We start from the raw sequence: 19,863 nt of genomic DNA, 5'->3' as shown, positions 1-19,863 counted from the left end.
CGGCCGAACCGGGCGATCCGCCGTCCAAATCTCCGAGGGAAAGCGTATCCCCCCGGGGACGACACCACTTTAGAGGAGAAACGAGCCATGGCAGTCCGGGTCGCGATCAACGGATTTGGCCGCATCGGCCGCAACATTCTGCGGGCAATCGCCGAGGCCGGCCGCAAGGATATCGAGGTCGTCGGGATCAACGATCTCGGTCCGGTCGAGACCAACGCGCACCTGTTGCGCTACGACTCGGTGCATGGCCGCTTCCCCGGCACGGTGACGGTCGAGGGCGATTCGATCAGCCTGAGCAACGGCGCGACCCACAGCGGCAAGATCAAGGTTTCCGCCGAGCGCGATCCCTCAAAACTTCCGTGGAAGCAACTCGGCGTCGACATCGCGCTGGAATGCACCGGCATCTTCACGGCGAAGGAAAAGGCTTCCGCTCATCTGGCCGCGGGCGCCAGGCGCGTGCTGATTTCGGCGCCGGCCGAAAACGCCGATGCGACCATCGTCTATGGCGTCAATCATGACCGGCTTACCAAGGATCATCTCGTCGTCTCTAACGGCTCCTGCACCACGAATTGCCTCGCCCCCGTTGCCAAGGTGCTCCACGACACTGTCGGCATCGAGAGCGGGTTCATGACCACGATCCACGCCTATACCGGCGACCAGCCGACGCTCGACACCCTGCACAAGGATCTCTATCGCGGCCGCGCCGCCGCGATGTCGATGATCCCAACCTCGACGGGAGCTGCCAAGGCGATCGGCCTGGTGCTGCCGGAACTCAACGGCAAGCTCGACGGCGTTGCGATCCGGGTGCCGGTCCCCAACGTCTCGGTGGTCGATTTGAAGATCGTGGCCTCGCGCAAGACCAACAAGGAAGAGATCAACGAGGCGATGAAGCGCGCCAGCGAGCAGCAGCTCAAGGGCATCCTCGGCTACACAACCGCGCCCAACGTCTCGATCGACTTCAACCACGACCCGCATTCCTCGACGTTCCACATGGACCAGACCAAGGTGCAGAACGGCACGCTGGTGCGGGTGATGTCCTGGTATGACAACGAGTGGGGTTTCTCCAACCGCATGGCCGACACCGCCGTGGCGATGGGAAAGAAGCTGTAGGGAAGAATCACCTCTCCCATAGGGAGAGGTCGATTTGCGCAGCAAATCGGGTGAGGGGTTGAGGTCTTCCGCGAGAATAGCTCCCCTCACCCGGATTGCTTCGAAATCCGACCTCTCCCCGCTGGGGAGAGGTGGACCGAATTCCGCAGATCGACTGTCGGGCCGCCTCGGTCCTCCGTAATCGTGGTATCCAATGAAGCAATTCCGCACTCTCGATGACGTCGACGTCAAGGGCAAACGCGTGCTGCTGCGCGTCGACCTCAATGTCCCGATGGAGAACGGGCGCGTGACCGATACCACGCGTCTGGAGCGCATCGCGCCGACCATCCTCGAACTCTCCGCCAAGGGCGGAAAGGTGATCCTGCTTGCGCATTTCGGCCGGCCGAAGGGGCGCGATCCCAAGGAGTCGCTCAAGCCGGTTGCAGCGGCGTTGTCGCAAGTGATCAAGAAAGAGATCGCGTTTGCCGGCGATTGCATCGGCGAAGCCGCCGAAAAGGCGATCGCTGCGATGAAGGACGGCGATGTCCTTTGCCTGGAAAACACCCGCTTCCACAAGGAAGAAGAGAAAAACGATCCGGCCTTTGTCGCCAGTTTGGCAAAACTCGGCGACATCTGGGTGAATGATGCCTTCTCGGCGGCGCACCGCGCCCACGCCTCGACCGAAGGTCTCGGCCACAAGCTGCCCGCCTATGCCGGCCGCACCATGCAGGCCGAACTCGACGCACTGAACAAGGCGCTCGAGGCGCCGACCAAGCCCGTCATCGCGATCATCGGCGGCGCGAAGGTTTCCACCAAGATCGATCTGCTTGAAAATCTGGTCAGCAAGGTCGATGCGCTGGTGATCGGCGGCGGCATGGCCAACACCTTCCTGCATGCGCAAGGCGCAGGCGTCGGCAAGTCGCTGGCCGAAAAAGACCTCGCCACCACGGCGCTGCGCATCGTCGAGAAAGCGGCCGCCGCCAATTGCGCCATCATCCTCCCCGTGGATGCGGTGGTGGCGTTTCAATTTGCCGCCAATTCGCCATCTCACGCCTATGGTCTCGATGCCATACCGCCCGACGGCATGATTCTCGACGTCGGGCCGCAATCGGTGGCGCGAATTCGCGCAGCGATCGATGATGCGGCAACCCTGGTCTGGAACGGCCCGCTCGGCGCGTTCGAGATGACGCCGTTCGACCGCGGCACCGTACTCGCGGCAAGACATGCAGCCGAGCGGACCAGGGCGAAAAAGCTGATTTCGGTGGCCGGTGGCGGCGACACGGTGGCGGCGCTGAATCAGGCCGGGGTGGCCGCCGATTTCACCTATGTTTCGACCGCTGGCGGGGCCTTCCTGGAATGGATGGAAGGCAAACCCCTGCCCGGCGTTGAGATTCTAAAAGTACGCTACCTCGGGATGAAATGAGGTCAGACCCACAACGTCGGAGGTGCATACCCTCTCCCCTTGCGGGAGAGGGTGCCGCGCGAAGCGAGGCTGGTGAGGGGTCTCTATCACGGTGACAAACCCCTCACCCGGCTCGAATTTCGCTGCCGCTCATTCTCGCCACCCTCTCCCACAAGGGGAGAGGGTGGCATGTCCACCGCCCTTTTTTCATGCCCGTCTCGTCACGCGCTGATCCAACGAATATTGCACGTCAGCGCCAACACGGAGAACAGTACCTATGGCTAGGATCACGTTGCGCCAATTGCTCGATCACGCGGCGGAGCACGAATACGGCGTGCCGGCCTTCAACATCAACAACATGGAACAGGCGCTCGCGATCATGGAGGCCGCCTCCAGCCTCGACGCTCCCGTCATCATCCAGGCCTCGCGCGGCGCGCGCTCCTATGCCAACGACGTCATGCTCCGGCACATGATGGACGCCGTCACCGAAATCTATCCGCAGATTCCGGTTTGCGTGCATCTCGACCACGGCAACGAACCGGCTACCTGCATGACCGCGATCCAGGCCGGCTTCACGTCGGTGATGATGGACGGCTCGCTGAAGGCCGACGGCAAGACGCCGGGTGACTGGGATTATAATGTCGGCGTCACCAGGAAGGTCACCGACATGGCCCATCTCGGCGGCATCTCGGTGGAAGGCGAGCTTGGCGTGCTCGGTTCGCTCGAGACCGGCATGGGCGACAAGGAAGACGGCCATGGCGCCGAAGGCAAGCTCTCGCACGATCAGCTTCTGACCAATCCGGACGAGGCCGTGAAATTCGTCAAGCAGACCCGGGTCGACGCGCTGGCGATCGCGATGGGCACCTCGCACGGCGCCTACAAATTCACCCGCAAGCCGGACGGCGATATTCTCGCCATGAACGTGATCGAGGAAATTCACCGCAAGCTGCCGAACATGCATCTGGTGATGCACGGCTCATCATCGGTGCCGCAGGATCTGCAGGACATCATCAACGCCAATGGCGGCAAGATGAAGCCGACCTGGGGCGTGCCGGTCGCCGAAATTCAGCGCGGCATCAAGAACGGCGTGCGCAAGATCAATATCGACACCGACAACCGGATGGCGATGACCGGGCAAATCCGAAAGGTGCTCAAAGAGCACCCGGAGGAATTCGATCCGCGCAAATATCTCAAGCCCGCGATGGAAGCGATGACCAGGCTGTGCAAGCAGCGGCTTGAAGAATTCAATACCGCAGGCCAGGCCAGCAAGATTCGGAAGGTGCTCACCCCTGCCGAGATGGCCAAACGCTACGCCAAGGGCGAACTCGATCCGAAAGTTGCCTGAGTCGGCGGCTCTCTCCTGTCCCTCCCCCTTGCGGGGAGGGTCGGCGAGCGAATGCGAGCCGGGGTGGGGGTTTTCAATCACCCCTCTCAGCATTAAACCTTCTCGATGACGTTGGCACCCCCACCCGACCGTCGCTTCGCGCATAGCCGATGCGAAGCAGCGGCGTTCTTGCTATTTAAGGACGGCGACCGAAGGTCGCCTATGCACCCTCCCCGCGCCGCGGGGGAGGGATGAACTTGCGTCTATTTTATCGGGCAAATGCACCCAACCCACCGGAGGATGTTCCAGATGAATATCACCGATCTCAACAAAATCGCTGTCGCCATGGTAACCCCGGGCAAGGGCATCCTTGCCGCCGACGAATCCACCGGCACCATCAAGAAGCGCTTCGACGCCATCAAGGTGGAATCGACTGAGGACAATCGCCGCGACTATCGCGAGATGCTGTTCCGCTCGCAGGAGGCGATGAGCAAATATATCTCCGGCGTCATCCTCTACGATGAGACCATCTGGCAGAACGCCAAGGACGGCACGCCGCTGATCAGGCTGATCGAGCAGGCCGGCACCATCCCCGGGATCAAGGTCGACGAAGGAACGCAGGCACTGCCGAACTGTCCGGGCGAACTCGTCACCGTCGGCCTCGACAGGCTCGCCGAACGGTTGAAGAAATATTACGAGCGCGGCGCGCGCTTTGCGAAGTGGCGTGCGGTGATCGATATCGGCAATGGAATTCCCAGCAAGACCGCGATCCGCGTCAACGCCCATGCACTGGCGCGCTATGCCGCGCTGTGCCAGGCCGCGCAGATCGTGCCGATCGTCGAGCCGGAGGTGCTGATGGACGGCGATCACGATATCGACCGCTGCTATGAGGTGACGAGCTACGTTCTCAACAGGACGTTCCAGGAGTTGCGCGTGCAGCGCGTCGCGCTCGAGGGCATGGTCCTGAAACCCAACATGGCGATCGCCGGCAAGAAATCCGCCAGGCAGGCTTCTGTGCAGGAAGTCGCCGAGAAAACCGTCCGCCTGCTCAAGACTTGCGTGCCGGCGGCCGTGCCCGGCATCGCCTTTCTTTCCGGCGGACAGTCGGACGAGGAGGCGACCACGCATCTCAACGCCATCAACGCGATTCCCAATCTGCCGTGGCCCGTCACCTTCTCCTATGGCCGCGCGCTGCAAGCCGCGCCACAAAAGGCATGGTCGGGCAAATCCGAAAACGTCGCCGCCGGACAGCGGGCCTTTGCCCATCGCGCGCACATGAATGGGCTGGCGAGTACCGGTAAATGGGCGAGCGATCTCGAAAGGAAGGCGGCCTAGTGGAGTGGATTTGGCATTCGTTAGGTACCTGGCCGCAGACTCGCAATGCGAATGTCAAATCCGAAACTCCACTGGAAACTTATATTGCTAATGGTCCTATGATTCTAACATTGGCAAAAGTGGCCGCCAAAACGGGAGGCGAATGTTAGAATCGGGGCCACCAATGCGGCTAATTTGAAGTTCCTGCCGGTTTCTCCGCAAGTTCGTCACAGGAACTTCAAATTCAAAGCCACACTGGAAACAATTAGTTGCTGGAGCTCCTGTGATTCCGAAGTTCGCATCAGAGGTGCCCCAATAGTGTGCGAACTTCGGAAATCGGAGCCCTGGATTTGGCTGTAAAGCCTGTTTCGTCCCGTCCCCAGCCGCGCCTTTATCTCGCAACGCCGCTTGTGGAGGATCCGCAAGCCTTGCTGGAAAGCCTGCCGCAACTGCTTGCGCAAGCCGATATCGCCGCCGTGTTGCTGCGGCTGAAACTTGTGGACCAGCGCAGCATGATCTCCACCGTCAAGGCGCTTGCGCCCGCGATCCAGGATGCGGGCGCGGCGCTGTTGCTCGATGGAAATGTCGAACTGGTGGCGCGTGGTGGCGCCGATGGCTCACACGCACGCGGCATCGAAGCGTTGAAGGATGCCTTGCCGACGCTGAAGCCAAACCGCATTGCAGGCTGCGGCGGACTGAAGACACGGCACGATTCGATGACGGCGGGCGAACTCGGTGCCGATTACGTGCTGTTCGGCGAGCCCGATGAACGCGGGCAGCGGCCGTCGGTCGATGCGATCGCCGAGCGGCTGCAATGGTGGGACGAACTGTTCGAGCCGCCCTGCGTCGGTTTTGCGGAAACTCACGAAGAGGCCGGCGAATTCGCCCGCGCAGGCGCGGATTTCGTGCTGGTCGGCGACTTCATCTGGGCCGATCCGCATGGCGCTGCGGCCACGCTGAAACAGACCGAGCAGACGATCCGGCAAGCGCATGCGGCGGTTTTCGCAAATGCCAGAGCAGAGCGGGGATGACGCCGGAATGAACATGCTGCGCCCGATCCTCGCGCTCGCATTCGTCCTGGCATTGACGGCAGGCGCGGCGGCGCAAACGCCGCCAGCCAACCAGGCGCCACCGGACTCGAGCAAGCCCGCGGCAAGGCCGAAGGCAAGTCCGGCACCGGCTGCAAGGAAGCCCGCCACGCCGCCACCTGCCTCGCCCGCCGCAACGGCGACGCCTGCCCCCGATGATCCCAATGCCGATCTCGTCTATGGCGCCTATCAACGCGGTTTCTACAAGACCACGTTTGATCTTGCGACCAAACGCGCGCAGGAGAATGCCGACCCCAAGGCCATGACCATGCTCGGCGAGCTCTACGCCAACGCGATGGGCGTCAGGCGCGACGATGCGAAGGCTGCCGAATGGTTCAAGCGCGCCGCCGACCTCGGCGATCGCGAGGCCATGTTTGAACTCGCCATGCTTCGGCTCGCCGGCCGCGGCGGCGCGGTCGATCGCGAGGAAGCGGCGAAATTGCTGGCCTCCTCCGCCAAGCTCGGCAATCCAAAGGCGGCCTATAATCTCGCCTTGCTCTATCTCGACGGGCAGACGCTGCCGCAGGACCTGCGCCGCTCGGCGGAACTGCTTCGCATCGCTGCGGATGCGGGCAATCCCGAAGCCCAATACGCGCTCGCAACGTTTTACAAGGAAGGCACCGGCGTGCCCAAGGACGCCGAAAGGGCGGCGAGCCTGTTACAGGCGGCTTCGCTCGCCGGCAATGCCGATGCCGAAGTCGAATATGCGATCGCGCTGTTCAACGGCACCGGCACGCCGAAGAACGAGGTGGCCGCGGTCGCGCTGTTACGAAAGGCGGCCAAACAGAACAATCCGGTCGCCCAGAACCGCCTCGCCCGCGTACTTGCCAGCGGACAGGGCACGCCGGTCGACAGGGCCGAGGCGCTCAAATGGCACACCATTGCGAAAACCGCCGGCAAGGGCGATCCCGAACTCGACAACGCGCTTTCCAATCTCAGCCCGGAGGAACGCGCCCGGGCGGAAGTAGCGGTGCGCAGATGGTTCGGCAGCAAATGATCTACCTTGACGCCGCCGCAGCCACAGGGCACGCACATCTCTCATTAGCTCTCCCCGCCTGGGAGACGTCGGTGAGGGGTCTCGAACCTCACTGAAACCGCGACCCTCACCCGAGCCCTCTCCCGAAGGGAGGGCGCACCAATTTCGCTGAAACAAGTTGCCGAGATCATGCTGCACTCAGCCCTTATCAACGTCATGGTGAAAGCCGCGCGCCACGCCGGCCGCAGCCTCAAGCACGACCTGGGGGAAGTGGAAAATCTCCAGGTGTCGCTCAAGGGGCCGGCCAATTTCGTCTGCCGCGCCGATCGCCGCGCCGAAGAGATCCTTTACGAGGACCTCGCCAGGGCGCGGCCGGGTTACGGCTTCATCGGCGAGGAAGGCGGCACGCGCGAGGGCGCCGACAAGACCCACACCTGGATCGTCGACCCGCTCGACGGCACCACCAATTTCCTGCACGGCATCCCGCAATTCGCGATCTCGATTGCGCTACGGCGCGAGGACACGGTGATCGCGGGCGTGATCTACAATCCCGCCAATGACGAGCTTTACATCGCCGAGCGCGGCAAGGGCGCCTTCCTCAACGATCAGCGGCTGCGCGTCGCCGGCCGGCGCAAGCTCTCCGATTGCGTGATCGCATGTGGATTGCCGCATATCGGGCGCGGCGACCACGAACTGTCGCGCGCCGAGATGGCCGAGCTCCAGAACCGGGTGGCCGGTCTGCGCCGGTTTGGCGCAGCCTCGCTCGACATGGCCTTCGTCGCCGCCGGCCGCCTCGACGGCTACTGGGAACGCAACCTTCAGCCTTGGGACATGGCCGCGGGGCAGATCATGGTCCGCGAGGCCGGCGGCATCGTCTCCGGCATTGCCGGCGATGACGACCCGCTCGTCACCCGCAACGTGATCTGCGGCAACGAATTCGTCCACGCGGAGCTGGTGAAGATTTTAAAGCCGCTGGGAGGCTGACAAACCGCCGACCGATGAATGTCCGCTGATAGCGCGGAAAAGCGGACGTCCTGATTCAGGCGAGCACGGTCCACATTCCGGGCTCCTTCAGGAAAAATACGCGTCCCACATCATGTTGCGGAACACGAGCGAGGGATCAAACCGGCGCTTTGCGGCAACGAATTCCTCCGTGCGCGGATAGATCGAGCGCACCTGATCACGCCGCGCATGAAGACGGTAAGGAAGATAGAAGCTGCCGCCCAGACCTTTCACGCCTTCGATGAGCGCCTCCGTCATCGTTATCATGTCGGCTTCCCCCTCTGGACTGATCTCCTGCGAGAACGACATGACGGCTGCGATGCGCTTCTGCGGCGCGTAGGCCAGCACCGCAACCGGATCGGCATCGACGTATCGCAGCGTGGCGTTGAGGAATTCGGCCTTCGCCTTCGGAACGATGGCCCGGCACAGATCGACAAAGCCGGTGAAGCGATCCGGCGGAATGAAGTATTCGTGCAGGATATCGGTCCGGCTGGAATCCCCCGAAGCAAGGTTGACCACCGGCTCGATCATCAACGCGTTGCGGGTAGCCGGGCTCGAGATCGACGGATTCACGGAGGCCTCGATGAACCAGCGAAAATTCTTGGCCCATTCGCGCCCAGTCTGGAACCGGTAGAGATTGCGCGAGACCCCGGTCAGCGCACCGTGATCAACCACGGCCGGAAGGGGTGAAGGCTGTTTGGCGGCCGGGCGAAACACGATCATCAAGGCCTCGTCGAACAGGCTTTCGCGCGCCACCGACAGCCGCCCATAGGCCATCCGCACGGTGGGGTCGTTCTCCACCGCATTGATGAAGGCTTCAGCGAACCGCGACGGGTTCATCCGAACATAAGAGGGCTCCAGAAGCGCGTTCGGTACCATGTCGAGCTCGAGATCGACGATCGCGCCGAATAGCCCATAGCCTCCGAGCGCGAGCGCAAACAGTTCAGGTTCCTTGGTGCGCGAGCATTCGGCCAACTGTCCGTCGGCGAGGACAATCTGCGCCGATCGCACTGTCGAGCCGAACGGACCAAACCGCGTAGGCCAACCGTGTGAGTTGACGCAGAACGTGCTGCCGACCCCGAAGTCGCTATTGGACTGCATCACGGCCGGAGAGAAGCCATGCGCATCGAGCGAACGGATCACCTCGAACCAGCGCATCCCCGCGCCGACGCGATACGTCATCCGCGCACTATCGATGTCGATGTGCCCGCCGGTGAGCGTAATGGCGATGCCATCCTTCGGGATCGACTGGCCACCCATCGAATGGCGAGCCGTTCCGATCGCGAAGGAACGCTTCTGGGCCACGGCGGCAGCAATCTCCTGACGGATTCGGCCGACCAGATCGTCAGAGGGGGCCGCCTTCAAGGCGATATGCCTCGCCACCGGCGTCGGGTTCAGCCGGCTGGCGTCGTTGATGATAGACCTTGGAGAATACTCGGCACGGGCCGGCAGCCTGCCACAAACCAGTGCCGTCGCAAGTCCTCCCTTGAGGACGGATCGTCTCGACAGCGTCAATCGAAATCTCTCAAAAAGTCCCGGCTAAGTCACGGCTAGCCTAGCTCAGCAATCCATGACGGCAATAAAGCGGGCCTGCGATCCTGCGTCGATGAGAAAGACAACGTCGGCTAGTTTACTATTTCCAGAAAACCCGTCTAGGTTGAGTGAAAGGGAACGTCGGGTTGCCTTTCGAAAACGGTTTGGCCGCTTCCGATTCGATGCCTGCCGTCGGTATCGCGATATGCAGCCCGAGCCGGAGCGACCGGATCATCGCTAAGGCCGCGCGCATCTATTGCCTCGCGTTTGGTCCCAATCCCATCGGCCACAGCGCGCTCGCCGCGCCGACGAGTCCGATTGCGAAAGTCCAGATCGTATCGACCCGACCGGCGTTGCCGGTGCGATGCTGGACCAGCCATCCGCCCGCAATGGTAATCGAAAGCAAAAGCGCAATCCCCGCGAGCGCCGCGGGGCCGGAAATCATCCAAAATCCCTGTTAACCGCCTGAGGCTTCAAAGCTTTGCACCAATACGCGCGAGACGCCGGCCTGGCTTCACGCGGAAGTTCCAGGCGTTTCTTTCGATCTACCTTAAGCGGCCTTTTTTCTCGGGCGCGCTGTGCCATATTGTTGCCACCCCAAAAGCGGCTTCTCGCAAGGAAGATACCAGCAATGGCTCAAGGCCCCTCCACCCGCGCCTCGATGGAAATCGAATTGACGAAGCTTTCCTTCCCCCGGATTTTCCTGGTGCGGATGCTGGTGTTCCTCGTGCTGTGCGCGTTGATCACGATCGTACTCTACAAGCAGATCGTCGCGGCCTTTTTCGCCAACCCCGGCCTCAACGCGCTGATCTGCGCGGTGCTTTTGATCGGCATCATCCTGTCGTTCCGCCAGATTATCCGCCTCTATCCGGAAGTCGCCTGGGTCAATAATTTCCGAATCGCCGATCCCGGGCTTGCCATCGACCGCCATCCGACACTGCTGGCGCCGATGGCCGCGATCCTGGGTGGCGAGCGCAGCGGGCGGATGACCATCTCGCAGCAGACCATGCGGCACCTGCTCGATTCCATCGCCACGCGTCTCGACGAAGCGCGCGACATCTCCCGCTACATGACCGGCCTTCTGGTATTCCTCGGACTGCTCGGCACCTTTTGGGGCCTGATCGAGACCGTGGGCTCGGTCGGCAAGGTGATCGATGGTCTGAAGGTCGGCGGCGACGCCGGCGCGCTGTTCGACACGCTGAAGGAAGGCCTTGCCGCGCCGCTCGGCGGCATGGGCATTTCGTTTTCATCCTCGCTGTTTGGTCTTGCAGGTTCGTTGATCCTCGGCTTTCTCGACCTGCAGTCGAGCCAGGCGCAAAACCGCTTCTACACCGAGCTCGAAGACTGGCTGGCTTCCACGGTACGCAACTATGCCGGCGAGAAGGGATCGAGCGGTGAATTGCAAGCCGCGGTCGACCGGTTGCGGCAGTCGCTGGAAGAAGGCGGTGCAAGCCGCGGCACCACGGCTGCGATGGCCAATCTGGCCGAAGCCATTCAGGGCCTCGTCACGCACATGCGCACCGAGCAGCAGATGATCCGGGAATGGGCCGACGGACAGGGCGAGCAGAATCGCGAGATCAAGCGGCTCCTGGAGCGACTCGCAAGGCAGCCCGAGAAAAGTTAGAGCATGATCCGAAAAAGTGGGAAGCGGTTTTTCCTCGCGACAAACACAGAACGCGTTTGCGCGGAGATCATGCTCAAACAAAAATAGTAACGGAACCCGAGCATGCTGGACCATGTCACGATCGGTGTCAGGGATGTCGGTCGGTCGAAGGAGTTCTATGACCGGGCGTTGCGTCCGCTCGGGATCACGCGCCTTTATGCAGAAGGCGATCGGTTCGCCGGCTATGGCGTGCAGCCCAAAGCTTTCTTCTGGATCGGAAGGCGTGGAACTTCCCAGACCGGCGCACACATAGCCTTTGCGGCGGATGACCGCGCAACCGTGGACCGGTTTTACGAGGAAGCGATCGCGGCAGGTGGCAAGGACAATGGACCGCCGGGAATGCGCCCGAATTATCACCCGAACTACTACGGCGCGTTCATACTCGATCCCGACGGTCACAATATAGAGGCCGTTTGCCACGCTCCGAATAAGAGGTAGATATGATTTCTTGCCGCATCGCAAGAGTGGCGCCCCCTCGCCCGGATCGCTATCGCGATCCGACCTCTCCCCGCTGGGGAAAGGTGGTGCGAACCTGGGATAGATTCCACGCCGGAGAAAACTAAATGGCCCTGGCACGTGTGCGACGCGAATCCGGTTTCAACTACTGGCCGGGCTTTGTCGATGCCTTATCGACGCTCGTGCTCTCGATCGTGTTCCTGCTGTCGGTATTCCTGGTGGTGCAGTTCTTCTTGTCGCAGGAGGTCAGCGGCAAGGACAAGGCGCTCATGCAACTCAATGCCAAAATCGCGGAGTTGAACGATCTGCTTTCGCTGGAGAAGCTCGGCAAGATCAACCTGGAGGACGCGCTCACGCAGGTGCGGGCAGGTTTGGCTTCGGCCGAATCCGAGCGCGATCGCGTCAAGGGCCTTTACGAAGGCCTTGCGGGAGCCGGCAACGACGCCGCGGGTCGCGCCGGCGAACTCAACAAGGCGCTGGACTCCGAAAAGCAGGTAACGGCGCGCGCGCTGGCACAGATCGAGGTCTTGAATCAGCAGATCAGCGCGTTGCGCCGTCAGCTCGCCGCGCTCGAAGAGGCGCTCGACGCGTCCGAGAAACGCGACAAGGAATCGCAAACGCGGATCGCCGATCTCGGTCAGCGGCTCAACGTCGCGCTGGCGCAGCGCGTCCAGGAATTGTCGCGCTACCGCTCCGAATTCTTCGGCCGGCTGCGCGCCATTCTCGGCAACCGCCCCGATATCCGGATTGTCGGCGACCGCTTCGTGTTCCAGTCCGAAGTGTTCTTCGACACCGGACAGGCGCAGCTTTTGCCCGAAGGCCGCGCCGAGCTCGACAAGCTCGCGGCCGCGCTGATCGACCTCGACAAGCAGATCCCGAGCGAAATCGCCTGGGTGCTGCGGGTTGACGGCCATACCGACGTGCGGCCGATCAACAGTCCGCTGTTCAAGTCGAACTGGGAGCTGTCTTCGGCGCGCGCGATCTCGGTGGTGCAATATCTGATTTCGCTGGGTGTGCCCGCGCAACGGCTGGTCGCGGCCGGCTTCGCCGAATTCCAGCCGCTCGATATCGGGGTGACCGAAGAGGCCTACAAGCGCAACCGCCGCATCGAGCTGAAGCTGACGGAACGGTAATGGTGGCTTTTAGCGCGTTCAATCAACCTGGTCGTCATGCCCGGCCACAGCAGTCTGCTTTGCGCAGACTGCGTAAACTTGTCTGCGCTGCCGGGCATCCACGTCTTTCGCTCGCGCAACAAAACAAGTCGTGGATGGCCGGGACAAGCCCGGCCATGACGGTCGGCGTTTGACCTCAGACTTCACCCTGCGGCCCTATCGCGCCTCCGACGAGGAGGCCGCAATCACGTTGTGGCTGACAAGCTGGCAAGAGGCCTATCCGGCAATCGATTTCGCCGCGCGCTTGCCATGGTGGCGCGAGCGCTGGCGCAGCGAACTGGTGCCGAATGCGGCGATCATCGTCGCACAGCAGGAACACAGGCTGCTCGGATTTGTCACCATCGACCAACAGGGCTATCTCGACCAGCTCGTGGTTGCGCCGGATCGTTGGGGCTCGGAGCTTGCGACGATGCTCCTTGACGAGGCGAAGCGGCTTTCGCCCGTATCCATCACGCTGCTCGTCAATACCGACAATGCGCGCGCGATCCGCTTTTACGAGCGCAACGGCTTTGTGCACAGGGGCGAGGACGTCAACCCGGTTTCGGGCCGTCCGGTAAAGAAGATGGAATGGAAGGCGGCGTGAGAGGCTGGATCATGATCTTTTCGGAAAACCGGTTTCCGCTTTGCGCTGACGCGGCCCTTCGGGTCCGGATCATGCTCTGGGAGGTCCGATGACGCGAACCGCATTTGCGATGGGCTCGGCGACGTTTCTGGCTGTCATCGTCGCGGGATTTTTGTCGGCCGTGTGGGTCGATCGGCATTATGCCGCCGCTGGCTCGGCGATGACGTCCGCATCGGCCTGCGTCAGCGATGACGGCTCATGGAACAACTGGATCTGGGCGAACGTGCCGATGCTTTCGCCGAAATGCCCGAAGCGCTAGCGCGTCATCCTTGTCATCCCTCCCCCGCGGAACGCGTGGGGATGGCGGGTTGCCCTGGCTTTGGCAACTAGCCTGACTGGCGCTGGCCGCTCACTGTGCCCTTTACGCGTGTGGGACTTTTGCTGTTACTTGCGCGCCTGCTGGACATTGGGGAGTAGAATCAAAGAGGCAAATGCGGTTGGCGGTAAATAACAAATCTCTGGCGTGAATTCGCAAGAAGCAACCCTCAATCTCCTCTTTAAGAATGCCGGGCTTGTTTTCAGCAGGACATTTTGAGTGCCAGATATTTTGATCCGCTGTCCGGTGACAGGCGAATTCGTGCCCACCGGACTGGACACCGAAACGGTCGTCTTTGAATCATTACCCTCTATCGCAGTCCCGCTTGAATGCCCGTCTTGTGGACAGACACATTGTTGGAAACCAGCAGAGGGATGGGTGGACGACGGGTCCAAACCACCGCACTGAACAGTCAACCTCCCGCAGCTTTCACGCGCCCTCGAACTGCAGCCGCGCCAGCCGCGCATAGAGCCCGCCGGCCGCAACCAGCGACGCATGGGTGCCCTGCTCGACGATGCGGCCCTGATCCATCACCATGATGCGATCGCAGGACAGCACCGTGGCAAGGCGATGCGCGATCACGAGCGTGGTGCGGTGACGCATCAATTCCTCGAGCGCGGTCTGCACCAGCGTCTCGGACTCCGCATCGAGCGCGCTTGTCGCCTCATCAAGCAGCAACAGCGGCGCATCGCGCAGGATGGCGCGTGCGATCGCGATGCGCTGGCGCTGGCCTCCCGAGAGCGTGACGCCGCGCTCGCCGAGCGGCGCATCGAAGCCGCCGGGCAGGCGGCGGATGAATTCGCTGGCGTGGGCGAGATCAGCGGCGCGCTCGACTTCGGCGTCGCTCGCCTCGGGCCGGCCGAAGCGGATGTTTTCGCGCGCGCTCGCGGCAAAAACCACCGGTTCCTGCGGCACCAGCGCGATGTGCTTGCGCACCTCTCCTGGATCGGCGGCGCGGATCGGCACGCCATCGAACGAGATCGTGCCGGAAGCCGGGTCGTAGAAGCGCAGCAACAGGTGAAACAGGGTGCTCTTGCCGGCCCCTGAAGGGCCGACGATCGCGACTTTCTCGCCCGCGCGCACCGAGAACGAGACGCCGTCCACGGCAAGCGTGCCGGGGCGCGTCGGATAGGCGAAGCTGACCCCCTCGAGGCCGACATCGCCGCGCGCAGGTTCCGCCAAGGCGCGAGGCGACGACGGTGCCGCTATCGCCGACTTGACGCGAAGGATTTCGAACAAACGCTCGGCTGCGCCCGAAGCGGCCGAGACTTCGCCCCAGACTTCGCTGAGCTGGCCGAGCGCGGCGGCGGCGAACGCCGTATAGAGCACGAACTGTCCGAGCCTGCCCGCGCTGATCGCCCCGGTCATCACGTCGTTGGATCCGATCCAGAGAATCACCACGACGCTGGTGAAGACGATGAAGATGATGATGGCGGTGAGCACGGCGCGCGCACGCGTCGAATTGCGGGCCGCCTCATAGGCCTGTTCGACTTCGCCACCAAAGCGCGCATTGGCGAGCCGCTCGCCGGTATAGGCCTGCACGGTGCGGATCGCGCCGACCAGTTCGGCGGCATAGGCACTGGCTTCCGCCAGCGTGTCCTGCGCATTGCGCGACAGCCGCCGCACCCATCGCCCGAACGCGACCAGCGGCAGCACGATCAGGGGTATGGCCAGCAGCACAAGGCCGGAAAGCCTCGGGCTCGTGATCACCATCATCGCCGTGGCGCCGACAAACAGCATGAAATTACGCAACGCGATCGAGACCGAAGCGCCGGCGGCGGATTTGATCTGGGTGGTGTCGGCGGTCAGACGGGAGATCAGTTCACCGCTGCGCGAGGAATCGAAGAAGGCCGGCGACAGCGACATCAGATGCGAAAACACGTCGCGCCGCACGTCGGCGACGATGCGTTCTCCGATCGTCATCACCAGGTAATATCGCGAGGCGCTGGCGGTCGCGAGCACCGCCACGACCGCGATCATGACGCTGAAATAGCTGTTGATCTTGGCGATGCCTTCCGGCGTGAAGCCGAAGTCGATCATCCGCCGCACCGCGACCGGCACGATCAGGGTGGTCACCGCGGCAATCGTCAGCGCGACGAAAGCAAGCGTGACGCGACCGCGGTAACGCGCCACATAGGGCGCAAGCGCAAGCAAGGGGCGAAGCCGCGCGCTGCGCCCGGCCGGCGATGTCGCCAGCGCCTCTTCAAGGGCCGAAGCCGTCGTGGCAGATGTGTCTGAAGCCAATTCCTTAGCCGACGCCGGTTTGTCACCCTGCTCTTCAAGCCGTTCTACTGCGCTCATGAGATCTTTGAACCACTCGCTCTGCCATCCCCAGATAGGTCCGATTCCAACATTCGCATCCCGTTGCTGCGGACACTTTTCTCGAATGCTGGAACCGAACGACCACTAGCACTCAACGGGGCGGTGCAGGCAAATCGAAAAATCGACCCGATCGAGGCTGACACTCGGCTTGTTTTGACGGGTGCCTTGCGCTATAGAGCCGCCCAAATCCGCCACCAACAGTCGAAACACGGGCGCCGGCGCGCCGAAGGACCTGTCATGAAAGCCGAAATTCATCCGAATTATCATATGATTACGGTCGTGATGACCGACGGCACCGAGTACCAGACGCGCTCCACCTGGGGCAAGCAGGGCGACAAGCTCAACCTCGACATCGATCCGAAGTCGCATCCGGCCTGGATCGGCGGCGCCCAACAGATCATCGACCGCGGCGGCCGCGTTTCCCGGTTCCAGAAGAAGTTCTCGGGCTTCCTCAAGAAAGAGTAAGCCTGCCCGCCCTAATCCAGCAGACCAAGCGCGCCCCTGGCCTATCGCCGGGGGCTTTTTGTTTTGGGTTACTCGCGGTCATCGCGAGGAGCGCAGGCGACGAAGCAATCCAGTCTTTTGTCATTCCGGGATGCGCCGTAAGGCGCAGGCCCGGAATCCATACTCCCGATCGTGGCTATGGATTCCGGGCTCGCTCGTTTCACTCGCGCCCCGGAATGACTGAGCGTTGGAATTGCGGCTTACTGCTCGAAGGCCGCCTTCAACCGGTTGAGCTGCGGCACCAGCGGGTTTCCGATCGGAGGGCGCTCGGTGGGCGGGGCGTGGATGGTGGCGTCGAGACGGCGCACCCTCGCCTGCAGCGACATCGATCGCGCAATCAGGTCCTGCAGCTGCGGCGGCAGCTTTTCGATGGTTTCGCCCGGCCCGGGATCGGCGGCAGAGAGTTTGACCTTGGTCTTTTCGCGATTGGCCTGGGTCAAGGTCATTTCGCCTTCCTTCACCGCGCGGTGAAGCAGGAGCCAGGAGGCGAGCTGCATCAAGCGGGTCGTCAGGCGCATGCTTTCGGTGGCGTAAGTGAGGCTGACGGCGCGGTCGAGCGCCTTGGCCTCGGCGCGACCTGCCCCGTCGAGATAGGCGGCGGTCTGCTCGACCAGATCCATCCCTTCCCGGAACAGGTTTCCGAACGCTGCCGAATTGGTCAGCTTTTCGCTGAATTGAACGAGCGGGGTTTCGCCCTGCGAACGGTCCGACATCGTTAACGCCTCACGCCACTGGTTACGCCGGCCGGCCGGTTACGGCAGATTTGACATCGGCTTCAGTATCGCCTGCGAATCCTGACGAGCGAATGTCAAATCCAAAACCGCTGCTCAAATCCTCAATTGCCGGTGTCCCTTTTTGTTCTGACCTTCGAAAAGAGCTCACTGCAGCAACACGAACGTCAGAACCCGGACACCAGAACGCGGCCGTTTATGATGAACAAATCATTGCGCGCTCGTGCACGAGAGTCCAGCCGCAACCATTTTTATGGTTTCCAGCGTCCTTTCTTTCGAAGATCGCCGCACCGCGCTCGCAGCCGCTTGCGGACTTTCCGAACAACAAGGCGTCCCGGCAATTTGATGACTTGAGTGCCGTTTATCGGCGGCACATTGCGGCGCGAATTGGGACCGAAGTGGCGAATCGCGAAAAAAAGAGCCGCCGTTTCCGGCGGCTTTTGAAGTTGATAACAGGGAGGCGTCAAACAGAGTGACAGGAGCCACTCGGTGTCCAAAGAGGACGGCCCAAGTCATACCTGAGAAAGCTTAATCGATCGTAAACGAACAATTTTTTTCAGGGATTGTTTGCCATGTCGGCCATTGGCCGAGTCGGGGGAGCACTCCAGCCGGTCGTCCCCGCGCACGCGGGGACCCATAACCACCTATATCGGTCATAAAAACCTATATCGGTCATAAAAGGAGTGTCGACTAACTCGCTACCCAAGGTGAGCACAGGGCGTACCGGTCCCGGCTGGCGCTCGTTGCACTCGCTTGGCCGGACGACAAGACTTACGACTTGAAGAAGCTGTTGGCGGCGTCCTTCGAGGCGCGCTTCCTGGCGGCGGCCGCCTGCAGGCGCTCGATCTCGGACGAGAGCAGCACGATCCGCTCGTTGAGTTCCTCGACCGAAAGCAGCGAGAGGTCCTGCCCGATCTCATGGGTGACCTTCTTTCTCGGCCTGTCGTCGTCCTCGCTCGCCATGTACCCTGCTCCGCGCCGCAAAGCGAGACCTTGCGGTTGCCAGCCCGAACGGCACTCTGTAATCAGATGCTTCCCTGAAACTCCCGCTTCCGGAAAACTCTAGCGTCCCGGTTCCGACGTTCGTTGACTTTGCCACACACACTTTTACGAACGTCGGAACCAGAGGGACACTGGCAACTCTGTGATTCTAGTGTGGCTTTGGATTTGACGTTCCTATAACGCATTCGCGGCGAGACTGATAGGAACGTCAAATCCGCCGCACTGGCGTCTGGCCGAGAACAAATCATGGAAAAAGTCCCTTCGCAAATGACCGTGATCGCGATCAGCAAGCCCGGCGGTCCGGAAGTGCTTCTGCCCGAAAAGCGCACCGTGCCTGCGCCAGGGCCGAACGAGATCCTGATCAGGGTCGAAGCCGCGGGCGTCAATCGGCCCGACGTCGCCCAGCGTTCCGGTTCCTACCCCCCGCCGCCCGGCGCGAGCGACCTGCCCGGCCTTGAAGTCGCCGGCGAAGTGGTCGCGCTCGGCGAGGGAGCCGGAAAGCACAAGCTCGGCGACAAGGTGATGTCGCTGGTGGCCGGCGGCGGTTATGCGCAATATTGCATCGCGCAGGACGCGCAGGCGATCGCGGTGCCCTCGTCGCTTTCCATGCTCGAGGCCGGCGCCACGCCGGAAACACTGATGACGGTCTGGCACAATGTATTCGAGCGCGGCCGGCTTCAGGGCGGCGAGACCATTCTGATCCATGGCGGCTCGTCGGGCATCGGCACCATGGCGATCCAGCTTGCGAAGGCGTTCGGCTCGAAAGTGATCGTCACCGTCGGATCGAAGGACAAGGCCGACGCCTGCCTCAGGCTCGGGGCCGATCACGCCATCAATTACAAGGCCGAGGATTTCGTTGCAGCCGCGAAGAAGATCACGTCGGGGACTGGTCCCAACGTCATTCTCGACATGGTCGGCGGCGACTACGTCGAACGCAATTACGATGCCGCCGCGACCGATGGACGCATCGTCCAGATCGCACTGCTCGGCGGACCCACGGCAACCGCCAATTTTGCCAGGCTGATGGTGAAAAGGCTGCACCATACCGGCTCGACGCTTAGACCCCGAAGCAATGCGGACAAGGCGGCCATGGTGGGTGCGATCGAAGCCAAGGTGATGCCGCTGGTGCGCCAGGGGCGCATAAGGCCCGTGATGGACAGCACTTTTCCGCTGGAAAAGGCTGCAGACGCGCATCGGCGGATGGAGAGCGGTGAACATATTGGCAAAATTGTGTTGACCGTTTAACGCTCGCGACGGATCGCGGGCCGGAAAGTCTTTGAATTCCTTCGCATTCGTGTCATCTATCCGGCACCGCGGGGCGAAAGGACCTTGGGCGGCAAAATAATG

20 protein-coding genes are annotated in these 19,863 nt (G+C 62.1%); 15 read left to right on the top strand and 5 right to left on the bottom strand.

From position 1 onward, the window contains the following. Nucleotides 1-87 precede the first annotated feature (87 nt). From gap to VNX23_RS21520, 7 genes are all read left to right on the top strand, one after another. Nucleotides 88-1,110, top strand: coding sequence for a type I glyceraldehyde-3-phosphate dehydrogenase (gene gap, locus VNX23_RS21550; RefSeq protein WP_325633358.1), 1,023 nt, complete (start codon nucleotides 88-90; stop codon nucleotides 1,108-1,110). 193 nt (nucleotides 1,111-1,303) lie between these two features. Beyond that, nucleotides 1,304-2,512 carry a phosphoglycerate kinase gene (locus VNX23_RS21545; protein WP_325633356.1) on the top strand — a complete coding sequence of 403 codons (1,209 nt, stop codon included), beginning with the start codon at nucleotides 1,304-1,306 and terminating at the stop codon, nucleotides 2,510-2,512. 256 nt (nucleotides 2,513-2,768) lie between these two features. Next, complete coding sequence (gene fba, locus VNX23_RS21540) at nucleotides 2,769-3,836, top strand: class II fructose-bisphosphate aldolase (protein WP_325633354.1); 1,068 nt, start codon at nucleotides 2,769-2,771, stop codon at nucleotides 3,834-3,836. A gap of 288 nt (nucleotides 3,837-4,124) precedes the next feature. Next, on the top strand, nucleotides 4,125-5,150 hold the full coding sequence (locus VNX23_RS21535; protein ID WP_325633352.1) for a class I fructose-bisphosphate aldolase: 1,026 nt from the start codon (nucleotides 4,125-4,127) through the stop codon (nucleotides 5,148-5,150). Between the two features lie 329 nt (nucleotides 5,151-5,479). Further along, nucleotides 5,480-6,160, top strand: a complete 681-nt coding sequence (locus VNX23_RS21530; protein WP_325633350.1) for a thiamine phosphate synthase — start codon at nucleotides 5,480-5,482, stop codon at nucleotides 6,158-6,160. Nucleotides 6,161-6,167: 7 nt separating this feature from the next. Next, nucleotides 6,168-7,214: a tetratricopeptide repeat protein gene (locus VNX23_RS21525; RefSeq protein WP_325633348.1), complete on the top strand. Its 1,047-nt coding sequence runs from the start codon at nucleotides 6,168-6,170 to the stop codon at nucleotides 7,212-7,214. Nucleotides 7,215-7,382: 168 nt separating this feature from the next. Then, entirely contained in the window at nucleotides 7,383-8,177 is a 795-nt protein-coding gene (locus VNX23_RS21520; protein WP_325633346.1) for an inositol monophosphatase family protein, read from the top strand. A gap of 87 nt (nucleotides 8,178-8,264) precedes the next feature. Here the strand turns inward: VNX23_RS21520 and VNX23_RS21515 are convergent, their stop codons facing one another. Together VNX23_RS21515 and VNX23_RS21510 are read right to left on the bottom strand one after the other, a co-directional pair. Continuing rightward, on the bottom strand, nucleotides 8,265-9,710 hold the full coding sequence (locus tag VNX23_RS21515) for an FAD-binding oxidoreductase (protein WP_325633344.1): 1,446 nt from the start codon (nucleotides 9,708-9,710) through the stop codon (nucleotides 8,265-8,267). A 271-nt stretch (nucleotides 9,711-9,981) separates the two neighbouring features. Next, nucleotides 9,982-10,173, bottom strand: a complete 192-nt coding sequence (locus VNX23_RS21510) for a hypothetical protein (protein ID WP_325633342.1) — start codon at nucleotides 10,171-10,173, stop codon at nucleotides 9,982-9,984. A gap of 186 nt (nucleotides 10,174-10,359) precedes the next feature. On the opposite strand from VNX23_RS21510, the gene VNX23_RS21505 reads away from it, so the two are divergent. From VNX23_RS21505 to VNX23_RS21485, 5 genes are all read left to right on the top strand, one after another. Further along, nucleotides 10,360-11,352, top strand: a complete 993-nt coding sequence (locus VNX23_RS21505) for a flagellar motor protein MotA (RefSeq protein WP_325633341.1) — start codon at nucleotides 10,360-10,362, stop codon at nucleotides 11,350-11,352. Between the two features lie 102 nt (nucleotides 11,353-11,454). Beyond that, entirely contained in the window at nucleotides 11,455-11,829 is a 375-nt protein-coding gene (locus VNX23_RS21500) for a VOC family protein (protein WP_325633339.1), read from the top strand. 125 nt (nucleotides 11,830-11,954) lie between these two features. Next, on the top strand, nucleotides 11,955-12,980 hold the full coding sequence (locus VNX23_RS21495; RefSeq protein WP_325633337.1) for a peptidoglycan -binding protein: 1,026 nt from the start codon (nucleotides 11,955-11,957) through the stop codon (nucleotides 12,978-12,980). A gap of 169 nt (nucleotides 12,981-13,149) precedes the next feature. Continuing rightward, the gene (locus VNX23_RS21490; RefSeq protein WP_325633403.1) at nucleotides 13,150-13,602 is read left to right on the top strand and encodes a GNAT family N-acetyltransferase; all 453 of its coding nucleotides are present in this window, start codon (nucleotides 13,150-13,152) and stop codon (nucleotides 13,600-13,602) included. A gap of 88 nt (nucleotides 13,603-13,690) precedes the next feature. Further along, entirely contained in the window at nucleotides 13,691-13,900 is a 210-nt protein-coding gene (locus tag VNX23_RS21485) for a hypothetical protein (protein WP_325633335.1), read from the top strand. 486 nt (nucleotides 13,901-14,386) lie between these two features. Here VNX23_RS21485 and VNX23_RS21480 read toward each other — a convergent pair whose 3' ends face one another. Further along, the gene (locus VNX23_RS21480; protein ID WP_325633333.1) at nucleotides 14,387-16,258 is read right to left on the bottom strand and encodes an ABC transporter ATP-binding protein/permease; all 1,872 of its coding nucleotides are present in this window, start codon (nucleotides 16,256-16,258) and stop codon (nucleotides 14,387-14,389) included. A 258-nt stretch (nucleotides 16,259-16,516) separates the two neighbouring features. On the opposite strand from VNX23_RS21480, the gene rpmE reads away from it, so the two are divergent. After that, nucleotides 16,517-16,744, top strand: coding sequence for a 50S ribosomal protein L31 (rpmE, locus tag VNX23_RS21475; protein WP_325633331.1), 228 nt, complete (start codon nucleotides 16,517-16,519; stop codon nucleotides 16,742-16,744). Nucleotides 16,745-16,983: 239 nt separating this feature from the next. Here rpmE and VNX23_RS21470 read toward each other — a convergent pair whose 3' ends face one another. Then, nucleotides 16,984-17,496: a DUF1465 family protein gene (locus VNX23_RS21470; protein ID WP_325633329.1), complete on the bottom strand. Its 513-nt coding sequence runs from the start codon at nucleotides 17,494-17,496 to the stop codon at nucleotides 16,984-16,986. Nucleotides 17,497-17,588: 92 nt separating this feature from the next. On the opposite strand from VNX23_RS21470, the gene VNX23_RS21465 reads away from it, so the two are divergent. Then, the gene (locus tag VNX23_RS21465) at nucleotides 17,589-17,990 is read left to right on the top strand and encodes a hypothetical protein (protein ID WP_325633328.1); all 402 of its coding nucleotides are present in this window, start codon (nucleotides 17,589-17,591) and stop codon (nucleotides 17,988-17,990) included. Between the two features lie 295 nt (nucleotides 17,991-18,285). Here the strand turns inward: VNX23_RS21465 and VNX23_RS21460 are convergent, their stop codons facing one another. Continuing rightward, nucleotides 18,286-18,477, bottom strand: coding sequence for a DUF1192 domain-containing protein (locus VNX23_RS21460; protein WP_325633326.1), 192 nt, complete (start codon nucleotides 18,475-18,477; stop codon nucleotides 18,286-18,288). A gap of 285 nt (nucleotides 18,478-18,762) precedes the next feature. On the opposite strand from VNX23_RS21460, the gene VNX23_RS21455 reads away from it, so the two are divergent. Continuing rightward, entirely contained in the window at nucleotides 18,763-19,761 is a 999-nt protein-coding gene (locus VNX23_RS21455) for an NAD(P)H-quinone oxidoreductase (protein ID WP_325633324.1), read from the top strand. Nucleotides 19,762-19,863: the final 102 nt, after the last annotated feature.

This window comes from Bradyrhizobium sp. (assembly GCF_035570375.1).
In the GTDB taxonomy this organism is placed as follows: domain Bacteria; phylum Pseudomonadota; class Alphaproteobacteria; order Rhizobiales; family Xanthobacteraceae; genus Bradyrhizobium.
The sequence above is the reverse complement of the archived record's forward strand: the minus strand, read 5'-3'. Positions and strand labels throughout refer to the sequence as shown.

Coding starts and splice junctions, on each gene's coding strand:
- gap (WP_325633358.1), top strand. CDS start 88: ATGGCAGTCCGGGTCGCGATCAACGGATTTGGCCGCATCGGCCGCAAC.
- VNX23_RS21545 (WP_325633356.1), top strand. CDS start 1,304: ATGAAGCAATTCCGCACTCTCGATGACGTCGACGTCAAGGGCAAACGC.
- fba (WP_325633354.1), top strand. CDS start 2,769: ATGGCTAGGATCACGTTGCGCCAATTGCTCGATCACGCGGCGGAGCAC.
- VNX23_RS21535 (WP_325633352.1), top strand. CDS start 4,125: ATGAATATCACCGATCTCAACAAAATCGCTGTCGCCATGGTAACCCCG.
- VNX23_RS21525 (WP_325633348.1), top strand. CDS start 6,168: ATGAACATGCTGCGCCCGATCCTCGCGCTCGCATTCGTCCTGGCATTG.
- VNX23_RS21520 (WP_325633346.1), top strand. CDS start 7,383: ATGCTGCACTCAGCCCTTATCAACGTCATGGTGAAAGCCGCGCGCCAC.
- VNX23_RS21510 (WP_325633342.1), bottom strand. CDS start 10,173: ATGATTTCCGGCCCCGCGGCGCTCGCGGGGATTGCGCTTTTGCTTTCG.
- VNX23_RS21505 (WP_325633341.1), top strand. CDS start 10,360: ATGGCTCAAGGCCCCTCCACCCGCGCCTCGATGGAAATCGAATTGACG.
- VNX23_RS21500 (WP_325633339.1), top strand. CDS start 11,455: ATGCTGGACCATGTCACGATCGGTGTCAGGGATGTCGGTCGGTCGAAG.
- VNX23_RS21495 (WP_325633337.1), top strand. CDS start 11,955: ATGGCCCTGGCACGTGTGCGACGCGAATCCGGTTTCAACTACTGGCCG.
- VNX23_RS21485 (WP_325633335.1), top strand. CDS start 13,691: ATGACGCGAACCGCATTTGCGATGGGCTCGGCGACGTTTCTGGCTGTC.
- VNX23_RS21480 (WP_325633333.1), bottom strand. CDS start 16,258: ATGAGCGCAGTAGAACGGCTTGAAGAGCAGGGTGACAAACCGGCGTCG.
- rpmE (WP_325633331.1), top strand. CDS start 16,517: ATGAAAGCCGAAATTCATCCGAATTATCATATGATTACGGTCGTGATG.
- VNX23_RS21470 (WP_325633329.1), bottom strand. CDS start 17,496: ATGTCGGACCGTTCGCAGGGCGAAACCCCGCTCGTTCAATTCAGCGAA.
- VNX23_RS21465 (WP_325633328.1), top strand. CDS start 17,589: ATGTCAAATCCAAAACCGCTGCTCAAATCCTCAATTGCCGGTGTCCCT.
- VNX23_RS21460 (WP_325633326.1), bottom strand. CDS start 18,477: ATGGCGAGCGAGGACGACGACAGGCCGAGAAAGAAGGTCACCCATGAG.
- VNX23_RS21455 (WP_325633324.1), top strand. CDS start 18,763: ATGGAAAAAGTCCCTTCGCAAATGACCGTGATCGCGATCAGCAAGCCC.